Raw genomic sequence first — 1621 nt, forward strand, 5'->3', positions numbered from 1 at the left:
CGGCCACGTCGAGTTCTGCGCCAAGGCGATCACCGATGCCTATAGCTACGAACACCCTATCCGGCAGCGCCGTACAAACCGCTTCGTTGCACGACTCTCGCCCGCCGAACAACAACGCCGGGATAGCCTGATTGCAACGCTGTCGGCGTTCGTGTGGCCTGAGGATTGCGGCCTACGCGCGCAGGTTTACCGCGCCGTGGCAATCGAAATAAACGAATCCGGTAAACCATGGTTCAGCGTGTCTAGGATCGCCGCACGCCTGGGCAAGAAGGCCGACGGCATGACGGCCCTGCACACAAGTGGGATTTTCGACACCGCACCGACCGCACCACCCATCTGCTTGCAGCTCAGTGCCTACGATGTGCGCTATGCCTACACCAGGCATTACCTGGGCACCTCAATGATGTTCTCCGAGGATCGCCCCGCCCGCTTCCGGTATTTGCTCGACGACACTGCTCGATTATTGGAATATAGTGTTGACAACACACCTGACTTGGTTTAGGCTATCCATTAAACCACCGAACAAAGAGTAAACAGACATGACTTCCATTGATGACTCATTTGACCGCACTTGGGCAATGATTAATGACCCGAACGCGCCGATCGATCTGGCAGGTCTTAGCTCGCATCAACGCGCTTGTGTCTTGATCAGTCGTCCTGATTGCCCGATCGATTTGACGGGTCTCAGCCCCTATCATCGCGCTTGTGTCATGGTAAAGCGTCCCGATTGCCCCGTCGATCTGACAGGTCTTGATTCACTCGACCGCGCATGGGTTCTGGAAAAGCGACCCGACTACAAGCCAGACAATTGAATAAAAGGTAAACAGACATGACTTCCATTGATGAATCATTCGACCGCGCCGAGGCGATGGTCGACGACCCAAGCATCCCGATCGATTTGACGGGTCTTTTTCCGGAAGATCGTGCCTATGTGATAGCGTATCGGTCCGATTGCGAGATCGATTTGACAGGACTTGGTCCCTACCAACGTGCCTACGTTATGGCGCGTCGTCCTGATTGCCCGATCGACTTTGATGGTTTTAAACCACATCACCGTGCCTATGTGATGGCTGCGCGTCCAGACTGCCCCGTCGATCTAACGGGTCTTGATTCATTCGACCGCGCTTGGATCCTGAAAAACCGACCCGACTACAAATCGGACAATGGTTGAGCAAAGGGTAAACAGACATGGTTTCCGTTATTAATTCATTTGCCCGCGCATTGGCAATGACCAATGATCCAAGCTCCCCGATCGATTTGACTGGTCTCGATTCAGAAGATCGTGCCTATGTCATGGCGCACCGCCCCGACTGCCCGATCGATATGACAGGTCTCGATCCAGAAGACCGAGCCTATGTCATGGCAAGGCGTCCGGATTGCCCAATAGACCTCACCGATCTTTCACCATCCGCCCGCGCCACTGTAATGGCAAGGCGTCCTGATTGCCCGATCGATATGACGGGGCTTGATCAGGACGACCGTGCCCGCGTGATTATACATCGTCCCGATTGTCCGATCGACATGACGGGGCTTGGCCCGTTTAACCGCATAAGGGTAATGGCGCACCGTCCTGATTGCCCGATCGATTTTACTGGGATGGGTGCTTATGAAAGGTCTATAG

The 1621-nt window shown here is 54.5% G+C and carries 4 protein-coding genes; all 4 read left to right on the top strand.

Annotated elements, in window-relative coordinates:
- A partial coding sequence (locus tag E4680_RS14205) for a hypothetical protein (protein WP_167792534.1) occupies positions 1-502 on the top strand: 502 nt, incomplete at its 5' end.
- A gap of 37 nt (positions 503-539) precedes the next feature.
- The gene (locus E4680_RS13830; protein ID WP_135283012.1) at positions 540-812 is read left to right on the top strand and encodes a hypothetical protein; all 273 of its coding nucleotides are present in this window, start codon (positions 540-542) and stop codon (positions 810-812) included.
- A 17-nt stretch (positions 813-829) separates the two neighbouring features.
- Positions 830-1171 carry a hypothetical protein gene (locus E4680_RS13835; protein ID WP_135283013.1) on the top strand — a complete coding sequence of 114 codons (342 nt, stop codon included), beginning with the start codon at positions 830-832 and terminating at the stop codon, positions 1169-1171.
- 17 nt (positions 1172-1188) lie between these two features.
- Positions 1189-1621, top strand: a 433-nt coding sequence (locus E4680_RS13840) for a hypothetical protein (RefSeq protein WP_135283014.1), incomplete at its 3' end; no start/stop codon positions are given.

The organism is Candidatus Macondimonas diazotrophica (assembly GCF_004684205.1).
Taxonomy (GTDB): Bacteria; Pseudomonadota; Gammaproteobacteria; order UBA5335; family UBA5335; genus Macondimonas; species Macondimonas diazotrophica.